Annotated in this window: 11 protein-coding genes; 3 read left to right on the forward strand and 8 right to left on the reverse strand. The window is 57.4% G+C overall.

What is annotated here, in order from left to right; all coding sequences use genetic code 11:
- Positions 1-60 precede the first annotated feature (60 nt).
- Together H5P28_RS17855 and H5P28_RS17860 are read left to right on the forward strand one after the other, a co-directional pair.
- Entirely contained in the window at positions 61-528 is a 468-nt protein-coding gene (locus tag H5P28_RS17855) for a transposase (protein ID WP_185673748.1), read from the forward strand.
- The gene (locus H5P28_RS17860; RefSeq protein ID WP_343075482.1) at positions 432-998 is read left to right on the forward strand and encodes an IS630 family transposase; all 567 of its coding nucleotides are present in this window, start codon (positions 432-434) and stop codon (positions 996-998) included. The genes H5P28_RS17855 and H5P28_RS17860 overlap by 97 nt, the downstream gene beginning before the upstream one ends.
- A 188-nt stretch (positions 999-1,186) precedes the next feature.
- Here H5P28_RS17860 and H5P28_RS17865 read toward each other — a convergent pair whose 3' ends face one another.
- The 7 genes from H5P28_RS17865 to H5P28_RS17895 form a co-directional block, all read right to left on the reverse strand.
- Positions 1,187-3,766, reverse strand: coding sequence for a hypothetical protein (locus H5P28_RS17865; RefSeq protein ID WP_185677056.1), 2,580 nt, complete (start codon positions 3,764-3,766; stop codon positions 1,187-1,189).
- Positions 3,767-3,802: 36 nt separating this feature from the next.
- Positions 3,803-5,311, reverse strand: a complete 1,509-nt coding sequence (locus H5P28_RS17870) for a sodium:solute symporter family protein (protein WP_185677057.1) — start codon at positions 5,309-5,311, stop codon at positions 3,803-3,805.
- On the reverse strand, positions 5,308-6,273 hold the full coding sequence (locus H5P28_RS17875) for a dihydrodipicolinate synthase family protein (RefSeq protein ID WP_281398264.1): 966 nt from the start codon (positions 6,271-6,273) through the stop codon (positions 5,308-5,310). The genes H5P28_RS17870 and H5P28_RS17875 overlap by 4 nt, the downstream gene beginning before the upstream one ends.
- A gap of 89 nt (positions 6,274-6,362) precedes the next feature.
- Positions 6,363-7,019, reverse strand: coding sequence for a prepilin-type N-terminal cleavage/methylation domain-containing protein (locus H5P28_RS17880; RefSeq protein ID WP_425504487.1), 657 nt, complete (start codon positions 7,017-7,019; stop codon positions 6,363-6,365).
- A 33-nt stretch (positions 7,020-7,052) separates the two neighbouring features.
- Positions 7,053-7,820: a hypothetical protein gene (locus tag H5P28_RS17885; RefSeq protein ID WP_185677060.1), complete on the reverse strand. Its 768-nt coding sequence runs from the start codon at positions 7,818-7,820 to the stop codon at positions 7,053-7,055.
- Positions 7,821-7,904: 84 nt separating this feature from the next.
- Positions 7,905-8,759: a hypothetical protein gene (locus H5P28_RS17890; RefSeq protein ID WP_185677061.1), complete on the reverse strand. Its 855-nt coding sequence runs from the start codon at positions 8,757-8,759 to the stop codon at positions 7,905-7,907.
- Positions 8,756-10,003: a Gfo/Idh/MocA family protein gene (locus tag H5P28_RS17895; protein WP_185677062.1), complete on the reverse strand. Its 1,248-nt coding sequence runs from the start codon at positions 10,001-10,003 to the stop codon at positions 8,756-8,758. The genes H5P28_RS17890 and H5P28_RS17895 overlap by 4 nt, the downstream gene beginning before the upstream one ends.
- A gap of 70 nt (positions 10,004-10,073) precedes the next feature.
- Here H5P28_RS17895 and H5P28_RS17900 point away from each other — a divergent pair, with 70 nt between their 5' ends.
- On the forward strand, positions 10,074-10,976 hold the full coding sequence (locus tag H5P28_RS17900) for a helix-turn-helix transcriptional regulator (protein ID WP_246456595.1): 903 nt from the start codon (positions 10,074-10,076) through the stop codon (positions 10,974-10,976).
- 191 nt (positions 10,977-11,167) lie between these two features.
- Here H5P28_RS17900 and H5P28_RS17905 read toward each other — a convergent pair whose 3' ends face one another.
- Positions 11,168-12,334 (reverse strand): beta-propeller fold lactonase family protein, encoded by a 1,167-nt coding sequence (locus H5P28_RS17905; protein WP_185677064.1) that lies wholly within the window; start codon positions 12,332-12,334, stop codon positions 11,168-11,170.
- Positions 12,335-12,439 lie beyond the last annotated feature (105 nt).

Raw genomic sequence — 12,439 nt, forward strand, 5'->3', positions numbered from 1 at the left:
ATTTAGAGCGTTTCAAATAAAACTGTAGCTATTTTCTCTGGGATCTGGTAGTGGGTAGTGATGAAAACGCTATCGTTGGATTTGAGACGGCGGCTCGTGGAGAGCTACGATGAAGGCAAGTGCACGCAGGCCGAGGTGGCTCAGCGTTTCCGGGTGTCGTTGGGGATGGTGAAGAAGCTGATCCAGCAACGGCGCCGGACTGGCCTGATCGAAGCCCGGCATCGGTTTTCGGGCCGCAAGGCACGCTTATTGCCTGATCATGGGCCGGAACTGAAGGCATTGGTGGGGCAGCATCCGGACTTGACCTTGGCCGAAATCAAGGAGCGTCTGGACTTAGGCTATACGGTCGGAGCGATCCATTGGGCTCTGGACAAGCTGGGGCTGACATATAAAAAAAGACGCTCCATGCCTCCGAGCAAAACCGCCCCGATATCGCGCAAGCCCGCCGCCGCTGGAAGCGCAGCCAAGGCGGCCTCGACCCGGCGCGGCTCGTGTTCATCGACGAGTCGGCGGCCAAGACCAACCTGACCCGGTTACGGGGTCGCGCCCCTCGGGCGCCAACGTCTGCTCTGCCATGCTCCGCATGGACACTGGCACACCACCACGATGATCTCCTCGGGCGCCTGGACGGCACCACCGCCTGCATGAGTGTTGAGGGCGCGGCTAACACCGAGGTCTTTCAAGCCTATGTGCTCCAGATCCTCGTCCCCTCCCTGCGTCCCGGAGACATCGTCATCATGGACAACTTGCGCGCCCATAAAAACGAGGACACCCTCAATCTGATCCGGCAGGCCAAGGCCCAAGTCCGCTTCCTGCCGGCTTACTCCCCGGACCTCAATCCCATCGAAATGATGTGGAGTAAGCTCAAGGCAATCCTGCGAAAGATCCAGGCACGAAACTATCCCCATTTACTCGACGCCATCGCTAACGCATTGGCGGACGTATCCACCAACGATGTCCGGGGCTGGTTTACCCATTGCGGATACAGTTTTATTTGAAACGCTCTAGACTGCTCTAAAAAGGAGCCGCCTGACCCAGGCGGCTCCTTTTTACCTTGGAGTGGTCGGTTCGGGATTCACGATTTTAAGGCCACGGCCCCAGCGTTTGAGATCGCTGGGGTTAGGCCCGGGTACTTCGATAAATATCCTTTAAAGAAAATGCCCGAGCAGGATGCTCAAGGAATTCCTTACCCTTCGACGGGGCGAAGCCAGAGTTCGGACAGGCAGGTGCTACGCGCGCGATCTTTGACACGCCGGAACTGGATATCAGCGTCTCCATTGGTGATGAGCCGGGCGGGGATGCGCACAGAGATGCGGTCAATGCCCTTGCCACTGGGAATGACGCGATGGAGGATCTCTCCGTTGACGACAACATCGAATTCGTTGGGGCTATTGATCGCGAAGCTGACTCCGCTGGGATTCGGGTGCATGAGAATTAACTCATAATCCGTATTTTTAAGAAGCCCATCGAACTGAAACTCCAGGCCTTCCTGATGAGAGTGGGAATAGGCATACGTGCGTTGAGAGGGACGTGAGTCGTCGGCCCAACTGCCTGTGCCATAATACAGGTTGCCGGACGCAAAATTGAAGTGCGGCGCGTAATCGAGCGTACCGACGTCTTCGTAGAATTCTCCAGGTCCTGTACGGTCGTAGTTGACCACTTCGGATATCCTGTTGCGAATGTCGCTCGAACTCTCGCCCTCGTAGGCGGCGTGACGAAGCTGGGAAGCCAGCCATTTCACTCCAATGCCGTCGTAGTCTTTGATCTTGAGTAAGGCCGCGCAGCGAATACCGCCGTTGCGGTCGGTGAGATCATCGAGTGCGATGGCTTCGTTGCGCAGAGCGAGCAATTCAGGGGTTTCCTCCAGCGCATTCTCCAGCGATTGGATGAGCGGGATAAGGTCTTTAATCGGGCGGTTGGTTGCAAGCTGGCGGTCAAGTTCTGCGATGGCAGAATCGTAGGCGTTTTGCAGGGCCATTTGACGGCGCAAAATATAGAGGTCGATCACTGCGCGCTGAGCGAGCATGGCGTAGCGCCAGTCGTGTGCGAGAACGTCCTCCGGGATCAGATCGCGGGCCTGAGTGACGAGTTCATAGGAGCGCTCGATACCGGCGGCATTCTCAAGCAACGGTTTTTCGTAGTTGATTTCGCCCTGGAAAACGGCGTCGGCCAGGGTTTCAGCGGCGGCTTCTCCGGTGTAGTAAGAGTAGTATTCCAGGGCGATGCTGCGCGCGTCGAGCTTGGGGTCCCAGGCCAGGCGGAGGAGGAGGTATTTATTGAAATCGTCGTAGTTGCCTTCGCTGTAGCCGAGCAGTCCATCGACGCAGGAGATGTCAGCGGTGACTACCCGGTGGTAGGCCACGGGGCGGGCGTTAAAAGTGCGTCGGGGGTAGATCTCGGAGAGAATCGGATCTATGTATGGGATGCCATTCTCCGCGCGTTTCCAGTGGGAGATGTCGATGAGGGATAGTATTTCCTGGCCCGGGTGGAGGTACGAGCGCAGCGACTTGAGGAAGGCACGCTCGGGGAAAGGACCAGGGGCATTTTCCCACTTGGGATTGAGGATGACGTCGCCGTATGTGTTTTGCTCGCTGCCTCCGGGTGCCATACAGTAACCACCGATCCAACTGGGGTTATCGTTTTTGATTTTGGAGAAGAACCATTCATTATCCGCAATCTGAAAGTCCTGGTTGGCGAAGATGGATTTGGTCTCGGGGTGGTAGATATGGAGACGTTCAGAGAGGTCTTTGACGAGGTCGTAAAAGGTGTGCGACCACGGCGCGCAAGCATCACAATCACACCCGGCGACATCGGAAGGAGACCAGATGATGCGGTCGAGCCGCGGCACCTGCGCGAAGTAATCTTCCTTGCCATCAAGGAGGAATTCGCGGGCTTCCGGAACGGAGACGCAGACGTTGGCGTTATGAAGGCCACCGGCGTCATGTGCACGCCACCCGGGCTGCATGTTTTCCCGGCCAATGCCGTTAATGGAATTGCACACGATAAAGCCGACGTCGAGGTCTTGGGCACGCTCCGAGCGCTCGGTCGAGGACGGAATACTGGAGCCCCAGCCGTTAAGAATCTGGTTCGCACCGAGCATGTATTGGAAATCAAGGTAGTTGAGTCCCTCGGAGAAACTCCACGCGCGGGCCTTGGTTTCGCGGGCAGCGCGCGGATCCATCGGTTGCTTTTCCGCTCCCATTGTGGAGCGTATTTGAACAGAGGGGGCGGTGCAAATTTCTCCGGATTTCAGATAGAGTCCATCGTCATTGAACCGGGTCTGTTGCAGAACCCAGCCAAGCCCATAGAGAATCGAACGGCTGCTGACACCTGCGACGATTGCCAATTGCCCTGCGGTGGGGCTGTCAGCGTCGATGCGGGCGTAAAAGCCCTCGGGGCCAGGATCGGTGGCATCGGGGATGGCGACCTGATGATCCGTGAGCCAGCGAGCAAGCTCGGGATCGGAGTCGGGGCGGCCGACATAGATATACACGAGTCCAGGCGTGCCGGGGGAGGAAATGGAGTCGCTTGTTTTGACACTGACGCGAACCGGCAGGTCGCCGATGCGCAGGCGGAATTGAGTCGCAGCCAATTCGACATGGCGAAGGTCCACCGGATCGAATTCCCTGGGGTGAATGATCTCGATCGCGGTAATCGTGCGGGCGGAAGCCTCCTGTGCGCGGCCCGTCAGTGAAGGTACGAGCAGGAGTATTGTCAGGATAATCCAGTGGATCGGGAATACGTTCGAAAGGGAAGTTGGGCGCATTGTGTGGATTTGAAAGGGAGACATGGTAAGGCAGGATTAGTTAGTCGAGGAGGAGGGTTTTGTGCGGACGAGCAGGAGGATAAAAAAACCGGTCGCCAGAACGGCAAGGGTGCCGAAAGTGCTGATGAGAAAGGGATGGGTGGGAGAACGCAGCGCGAGCGGCAGCCATTGAGTCTGAGATAGCGTGAGCCAGACAACGGTGACAATGCCGACACTTACGCTGACGGCACCGGCGAGCCGTGAGCGCACCCGAACAGCCAGGCTGAGGAGGAACAGGCCAAAGAGCCCGCCGGAAACGATACCGCTTATCTTCCACCCCACATCCAGCGTGCTGCCGGCATGGATCATGAGGATGGCGAGCAGGGTGCCAACCACGCCGATCGCGATCGTTGTGAGGCGGATGGTGCGGATGGACTGACGTTCGGTCGCGTCAGGTTTGATGTAGCGTCGGTAGATATCGGAGTAGATGACGGTGGCGGAGGCGTTGAGACTGCTGGAGAGCGTACTCATCGCGGCGGCGAATATAGCTGCGATGACGAGGCCGGTTAGTCCGGTGGGCATCTCGGTGGAGATGAAGTACGGAAAGACCCAGTCCCCTTTCAGGGGGTCAAGCAGCTCGGCGCTAATGCGCTCCGGATGGTGCCGGTAAAAGGCGAACAGGCTGGTCCCAATGAAGAAAAAGACGGCGGAAACCGGAATGTAGATGAGCCCTCCGAGCCAGACGGCCTTGTTGGCTTCCCGGGCTGAGGTGGCTACATGGTAGCGCTGCACATAGTTCTGGTCCACCGAGAAGGCCTGAAGGTTGCCGACCAGGCCGAACACAAAAACGACCCAGAATGTGGATTCGGTAAGTGTGAGTGACAGGCTGCCGAGGCTGAACTTGTTTTCGCTGGCACCGAGCCGGATAATTTCCACGGCCCCGCCGGGCACATTGATCCAGATGAGGGCGATGCTTATAAGCGCGCCGAGGATGAGCACCAATGCTTGGATGGCATCGGTCCAGATGACGGCGGTGATCCCGCCTATGAATGTATAGAGGGTGGTGGAAACGCCCGTGACCAGAATGATGGTTCGGATATCCCAGCCGAGAAATACACTGACGGGCACGGCCATGAGGTAGGTGACAATCGCGATACGCCCGAGCTGGGAAAGCACAAAGCAGAGGGTCGCATAAAGCCGTGCTCCGCCTCCGAATTTGGCCTCCAGGTGGGAGTATGCGGATATCTGACCACCGTTGCGGTAGAAGGGGACGAAGTACTTTACGGCGACCCAGACAGCGACAGGAATGGCCAAACTGAAGGCATAGGCATTCCAGTTCTCAATAAACGCCTTGCCGGGGAGCGCCAGAAAGGTGACCGAGCTGATAAAGGAGCCGACGATAGACAGGCCGCACAACCAACCGGGGATGCTGTGGCTGGCCGCAGTTATCCCTTCAACGGACCTGTCCTTCCGGCTGACATAAAGGGCGAAAGTGATCGTAAGGACGAAATATAGTCCAATGACCGCAAGGTCGATGGCATTTGCCGGGGCGGAGTCAGAAGTCATCGCGCGGCGGTGGTCGAAGGGCAGAGGCCAAGACGGCACTCCCAGTCGATGATGCGGCCCCTGAGCGAACGCAAGTCCTCAAGCTGGGATGCACTGAAGTCAAAACTGGACACCCGGGTGTGCGGCGTGAGGCGGAGCCCGGCAAGCCCGAGGTAGTGCTTGGCTGATTGGGGATACTGCACGTGGACAAGCCGGTTTTCGGCTTGAATGAAGGCACTGAGTTCCTCGGCTAGCGCTGGCTGCTCGGCATGGTGGCGACAGAGCCAGGAGAAAAGGGACAGGAAATAGTTGCCTGCTATGCCGCTGTAGCCAGCTCCGCCCCGGCGGAGGCTATCCAGCAGGGTGACCCCATCGGCATTGTAGAAGCTTAGCGGAGTATTCGCTGTGCTGCGCAGCTTTTCAGCGATGACCCCGGAGTCGCAACAGGTGTCCTTTGTCATGACAAAGCGTCCGGTGCCGGCCAGCCAGCCAAGTGTCCCGGCTGAAAGATTACACGGGAAGGGGCGGGGGCACTCGTAGATACCCAAGGGGATATTGTCAGGGACAAGCTCCAGAAAACGGGAAACGGCGTCGCGCCAATCAGAATCGCTGCCGTCCGGTTCGTCGGGCGCTTCGCAATAGAATTGGTTTGTCAGCAGGATGACCGCCGCGACACCGGTGTCAGCCATTCGGCGAGTTTGCTCCGCCATGTCATTCAGGTCTGGTCCCATTGGGCCAGCAGCGATGACAGGCACGCGACCAGAAACTCGCGCGAGCGCACGTTTGGCGAGAGCTTCTTTCTCCTCTGCCGAGAGGTGATAAAGCTCGCTGGAGAGACACACGGAAAAAAGTCCGGAGGCGCCAGCACTCACATACCAGTCCACGAGCTCATCGAAGGCTGGCCAGTCGATCGTGTCGTCCGGCGTGAAGGGGGTTAGCATAACCGGCCAAGTGCCGGAGGGAGGATGAAAACAAGTGTGCATAGGTGGTATTATCTCACAAATTCCCGATCGGGGTAAGCGTGCGGGGCGGTGTGTACAATCACGTTGGCTTGTGGCCAGGGGAAGGAGCGTCAGTCAACGTTTTCCGTGCGTACACTGCCGTCAAAGTAGAGGACATTACGGACATTGCCATGTACTGGGTCCCAAGTGGCGGACTGACCGATGGGGCCACCGTTCGCCTTGATGTTTTTCCGGTCAACCTCGTATATGGCTGGGACATTCGGCAGGGGGTCGGATATCTGATAGAGACGGATGGGTTTCTTGCTGCCGGTGGCACGGCCAAAAGGTTCAATCCATGTGTCACCTCCGTCGATTGGTACCCGCATGTTCATGGCGTAGCAGACGCCGCTGACTCGAAGAGCTTCCCAGGACGGGCAAACGAAGAGTTCGTTCTTCAGGGAGACGCCGGACTTGTACAGGGTGCCATCGACATAGGGGGCGATGAACGCAGCCAGAGAGCCGCTGGATTCTCCCTTGTAGAGGCCGTTTTGGCCCTCGTTGAGGCCGCCGGGAAGTACGCCCTCATGCTCGTTGGCATACAGGTTGATGCCGATCCCGATCTGGCGCAGGTTGCTGGCACAGTGGGTGCGTTGAGAGGTCGCTCGAATCTTGCTTATGGTCGGGATCAGGATGGAGGCGATGACGCCAATGATCGCGATAACCGTAAGCATTTCAACCAGCGTGAAACCAACAAACTTTCGACTGCGCGGTCTGAATGAAGCGTTCATGAAAGGACCTGTGCTTTTGATGGGCAGATCGCATCAGCGACTCGAAACCCACGTGATTTCCGAGCCGGCGGCTATGTCATCGAGGAAGAAGCTGAACATCCCTGAAGCCTGTCCGTTGATGGCAATGTTTTTAAGCGGTCTCATGGCGGCGGTATGATGTTTTTCAATTCCGGAAGCAATCAGGACACCATCCAGCCACACGTCCATCGTGCCGGATTCAAGCGTGCGACGATCTTTGTCATAGCTCACCGCAGATGTACCGTTGTTGAAAACGAGAATGAGGCTGTGCGGCTGGTGCATGGCATACTCACCCAGCCTGGAGGTTTTATTGATGTCCGCGGAGTCGGGGCGATTCGTGTATATTGCGCCATTGGTCAGGAAAATCATGAAGGCAGTGGAGGAATTGCCCGGATTATTATCGGAGGTGGACAGTCGCAACTGAAGGCCGTTGGCGTTCTTGGTAACGCTGGAGATGCCAGGGTCGTAAAAGGTGAATTCAACCTGTCCGCTGTATCCGAAACCGTAGGGCTTGATGACCGCGTGGAGTTGAATATTCGCCTGCGAGCCGCCGTCGCGCAGGTACAGGAAGTTGTTTCCCTCTCCCTTGCCGAAAAGATTCTGGGTATCAGCTTTGACCAGATATTCCAGTTTTGGATCATCGGCCTGATGGAGAACCCACGGCTCGCCAAGGCTTGTGTCGGGCGTTGCCGAATCGAAGTTCTCGAAGAGCTCCGTAGTAGCGCCCGAGAGGGACGTCAACGTGAGGCATGAGAGACCAAGGATGAGAGCTGTAGTATGCATGGGAAATAAATGGTGTGGCTGGATGGAGCAGGCGGTCGTTGCATTTCTATTTCAGACCGCCTGCCAAAATCATACAAACGGCGTTCAGGCGCGACGGCGGAGACGTTGGGCCGTGAACACAAGGCATAATACTCCGCCAATGATGAATGCGAAGTTGGAAGGCTCCGGGATCGTGATATTCGACAGGTAGGAAATGTCGTCCAGGTACATGTTGAATTCGCCGGAGGATTGGCCATTGAAAGTCACATTGCCTATACCATCGGTGGAGGTGTTGTTATTGAATTTGGTGAGGCCGGATGCGACCACGATGCCATTCAGCCAGATGTCCATTCTTCCCGCAGCCAATGAATAGATGTCTCCATCGCCATAGGTGATGTCTGTGGTGCCGTTGTTAAAAACGATGCTCAACTCCTGCGCAGTACGGGTTGGGCTGGTATCGTAGGTGGCGAGCAGATTGTTGGTATCGATGGACGAGGAACCGGGGCTGTTGGTATATATCCCGCCGTTGGAAACGAAAATGCCAAACGGGGAAGTACTGTTACCGGCGGCACCCGTTGTGGATGTGCCAAGGCGGACCAATAAGCCGGTGTTGTTGGCCCCGCCGGTCGTGCTGGTCAGCGGGTCGTAGAAGGAGAAGGATATCTGACCAATGGTGGACGGAGTCGATACGGTCCGGTAGAACTGAATATTCGGAGCGCCGCTTACGCCATCATGCAGGGAGAGGTACTTGTTACTGGTCCCCTGGCCAAAGAGATCAGAGGTGTCCGTGGCGATGCGATAGGTCAGCGTGCTGCCATTATCCGGAACACTCAGGCTCCAGGGGGAGCCAAGGACAGAGCCGCTGGGGTAGCTTTGGAAGTTCTCTGAGAAGAGAACGTCGGCCGAGAGCGGGGCAGCCAGGGTGAACGTGAGCAAGAAGACGCGAAGCTTGGTATTCATTGGCATAGGTTGTTTGGGCTGTGTTTTTGTGGCAGGGCGCCTCTCCCAAAGAGAGGACCGTAGATAGATTCCAACTCCACCCACGTCGGGTCGAGGTTGACGATGTGTCCCAAGTCCATGGAACGGTCAATGGCGTTGGCCAGAGCGAGCGAGCGCACGCCTTCGCCAAAGCCGGCGGCAGGGGGGACGTGATTGAGAAGGACATCGATGAGTTCGCTGGTCATGACTTCATCACCACCTGCGTGGGAGTTTCCTTCGATCGGTTTATAGACGACCGGAGATTCGTCCCAGCCGATGCGGCGAACTTCGATGACTCCTGTCATTGCATCAGCACGAATCGTTCCCTCGGTGCCAAGGACATAGAAGCGGCGCTCGTCGATGCCGGCATTGCAATTGGTGTGAAAAGTGGCCCGGATGCCGGTCGCAAACTCAACAATCGCGACCTGATGATCAACGATGTCCTTGTCATCATTAAAAGGGTTGATGCCTGTGGGGTCAATCCAGTTCTGGTAGGCCGGGCGGCCGGTGTCCGGGTTGGGGCCGATGCGCTTGGCCAGGTAATTGTTGTCGGGAGTAAATACCGCACACCCTCCAAAGCTGGCGACACGCATGGGCTTGTCTTCGGCCAGCCACAGCATGAGGTCAAGATCGTGGCAGCACTTTTCGAGAAGATGGGTTCCGGCGTTGGCGCGTTTGCGGCGCCAGTTGCCGTGGATGTATCCGCCGTGGTTGAAGGTCAGTGTTTCGTTGAACTCAAAAGAGACGATACGCCCGATGGTTTGCTCGTCGAGAACCTGGCGAATCTTGCGATAAAAGGGTGAGTATCGCAGCACGAGGCCAAGGGCAAAGGTGCGGTTACTTTCTACCTGGGCGTCACGCATGCAACGGGCCTCCTCAAGCGTGAGGGCGAGGGGCTTTTCGCAGAAAACATGCTTGCCCGCCTTGAAGGCGGCGATGCTCTGCTGGGCGTGGTAGCTGTTCCAGGAGCCGATGAAGACCCAGTCAACGTCCTCCCGCGCACAGAGATCTTCGGCGGATGCGCAGATGTGCGCCTCGGGAGCCAAATCCTGGCGCAGTTGGCGGACTGAATCTTTGTCAGGATCGTAAACTGCGGTTATAGAAATTTTAGCAGCCGCCGGATTGCCGAGCAGAAGCCGGAGAACGTTCCTCATACGACTACCAGCCCCGATGACGCCAATCTTGACGCAGGAAAGGGGGACGGCTGTGAATTCAGGGGAATACATGATGGTGGCATTTTAGCCGGAATCCTATTTTCTTGCAATGGCACTGGCGATGGAAGATTTTGCAAAAACGATGGCCACAGATAATCTCTTAATCAAGAGGGTCAGGGGGAAGGTCCGACGAGTGCCTCCCGTTCCTTCCAACTATTATTCGGGGATCAGGCGGTGGAGCGGGACCTTTCCGGACAACATCCTGTTGTTTTCGAGAAGTCACCGTCGAAGCCTTCCTTCTGATGACGTCTCGTCCTATTTTCACCACCGGTGGGTGGTGATATTTGTCTTGGAGGGAGAGGTCACGATTCGGTTGGACCGTAATCCATGTCACATGGCCCCCGGCTCGGTGATCCTTATTCCTCCGCTTCACTTTCACCACTACAACGATGTGGTATCGGAGAAACTGTGCTGGCTGTTTATCACATTTGATTGGCCAGGGCACGCGGCTCCATCGGCTTCTGATCTGAAGCCGGTTTCAATGAGCCAAGCCGATATGCACCGGCTGGAGTCTGTGCTGGCTACGTGGGCTGCGCAGGATGACCCGATGTGCGGCAGCTTGCTCAGTGTGAATGTGCTGGGAGTATTACTGGAGTTGTTTCCTATCCTTGCCGACAGGAAGCATGAGGAAGAAATCCCAAGTGGTGAACCCGAGATGGTTGCGGCTGTGAGGCAACTGCTTACCGAGAATCCCCACCGATCCTTGTCTGTTGAAGATGTGGCGGGACTTCTTGGAATAAGCGCCAGTCACCTTCGCGCGGAATTCCGGGCTCGCGCAGGTATCAGTCTCGGTCGTTACATGCGCGAGTGGAGACTGCGCGAGGCTGCGCTTCTGCTATCGTCTTCAGAATTATCCGTAAAAGATACCGCGGAAAGATTGGGCTTCAGGGATATTTATGCCTTCAGTCGTTCTTTTACGCATACGCTGGGCATGACTCCCTCAAGCCTGCGTCCCAAAAATCGTAGCCAGAAAAAAAACAAATGAATATAAGTGCCAGAGACGATGTCGCTTCGAAACCGTCTTAGGGCCTGTTTGCGTAAGCAGATCACCCAAACCCCGCAGTGCGCAGTCGCACAGGACAACTAAGCGACGCTGTCCCAATTGATTGTCGGTCCAGCCGGACCTGACGCGGGTCCGGAGCACGCAGCCCCGTGAAACCGGAAAGAAGTCTGCCCTCAATTGGCAATACGCATGGCGGCGGGACCACCGGAGCAGGGGATGCGCAATCCCGTTGGAACGAGCTTTCCCTCTTTACTGAGTTCGTAGAAGCAGATGTCCCGTTCGGTATTACTGGCCACAGCCAGATAGCGCCCGTCCGGCGTAAAAATCGCCGCCTGCGGAATCCCGCCGACCCGCACCACATCCACTGCTGAAAAAGTCCTCCCCTCTCGGCGCAGGAGCATCACCATCCCGCTGGAGCGGTAGAAGGGGTCTTCGGGCCGCTGATTGCTGTTGTCCAGGCAATTGACGGCCAGCCAACGCCCGTCCGGGCTGATGTCCACCCCCTCGGCCAGCGTGCCCACCGGGATTGTATCCACAATCTCGATACGGTCAGCTTTCACATCGAGGACGGAGAGCGTGCCATCGTAGACATTGCCGACCACGGCCTGCCCGCCGTCCGGCATGAACTCGGCTGCGTACGGCCCGGAACGACCGTCAACGCGCTGCAGGACGGTCACGGTGTCGTCTTCGAGAGAAACGTAAAGAATACCGTCGGACTTGTTCAACGTGACCAGGGCACGGGTACCGTCGGGGGAAAATGTCGCGTGCGACACACTCTCCTCCGGCTCGGCCACGGAAAAAGTCCCCAGCAGGCGGACGGGCCGCCCCTCCCCTGTCAACTCCAGCAGGGAGACCGTGCCATCCGCGCGGTTGGCAACGAGCGCACGGGTGCCCTCGGCGTTGATTTCCACACCCGAGGGCTGACGGCCCAGTTCAAGCGTCTGCACAATTTCCGGCGCTTCACCATCGAGCCGGACAACGCTCAAGCGCGTGTCAACCACCTGCCGAGAGGCATCTTCGGGATCCAGGCGCATGGCGGCGGTAACAAGCGCGTAGCGGTTGTCCGGCGTGACCGCGACCGAGGTCGGTGGCCCGATCAGGCTGGCGGGAACGTTTTCCAGTGTGCGCACTTCAAGCTCTGGCAAGGCCGTGGCGTTGACCATAACCAGTGAACCCGGTCGGGCGTCGGGGTAAATGCGCTCCCCGCCCCCGACCTGCGTATAGCGCTGGTCGTTGGCACACACGATCCACGCCTCCTGAGCCGGAGGCTCCTGGGCCACCGCAGCCAGCGGCAGCAGCGCGGCCACAGCCAACCGTGCCGGATGACAAACGAGGCGCACGCAACGCGGCAAGAAAGCAGGTCTGACGCGGGACGTACCGGAACGAAACGAGGCTATATCGGGCATAAACGACGGGCGTAACGGGGTGGTTGAATTTACGTTAAA

It is taken from the genome of Ruficoccus amylovorans (genome assembly GCF_014230085.1).
Classification (GTDB): domain Bacteria; phylum Verrucomicrobiota; class Verrucomicrobiia; order Opitutales; family Cerasicoccaceae; genus Ruficoccus; species Ruficoccus amylovorans.